Raw genomic sequence first — 679 nt, forward strand, 5'->3', positions numbered from 1 at the left:
ATGACGATCTGAAGAACAACATCTGCTATGACTGGCAGCTGGGTGAGACCGATGATGCCAAGGTCAATGAGGTGTTTGCCAATGCGGCCCATGTGACCACGCTGGATCTGGTGAACAACCGTCTGGTTGCCAACCCGATGGAGCCGCGCGTGGCGGTGGCGGAATACAGCCGTGGGACCGAGGACTATACGCTCTATACCACCTCGCAGAACCCGCATGTGATCCGCCTGCTGATGTGCGCCTTTGTGCTGGGCCTGCCGGAACACAAGGTCCGCGTGGTGGCCCCGGATGTGGGCGGCGGCTTTGGCACCAAGATCTTCCACTATGCGGAAGAGGCGTTTGTGACCTTTGCCGCCAAGGCCTGCAACCGGCCTGTCAAATGGTCGGCCAGCCGGTCCGAGGCGTTCATGTCCGATGCCCATGGCCGCGACCACGTGGGCACGATCGAGCTGGCGCTGGATGCGGACAATAACTTTGTCGGGCTGCGCACCAACACCTATGCGAACCTGGGTGCCTATCTGTCGACCTTCTCAAGTTCCGTGCCCACATGGTTGCACGGCACGCTGATGGCGGGCAATTACAAGACGCCGGTCATTCAGGTGAACGTGAAGGCAATGTTCACCAACACGGTGCCGGTGGATGCCTATCGCGGTGCCGGCCGGCCCGAGGCGACCTATCA

The 679-nt window shown here is 60.8% G+C and carries 1 protein-coding gene; it reads left to right on the forward strand.

The features are described 5' to 3' along the window. The coding region (locus J7380_RS20620; protein WP_209198719.1) for a molybdopterin cofactor-binding domain-containing protein at nt 1-679 on the forward strand (679 nt) is incomplete at both ends.

The sequence above is a fragment of the Ruegeria sp. R8_1 genome (genome assembly GCF_017743815.1).
Taxonomy (GTDB): domain Bacteria; phylum Pseudomonadota; class Alphaproteobacteria; order Rhodobacterales; family Rhodobacteraceae; genus Ruegeria; species Ruegeria lacuscaerulensis_A.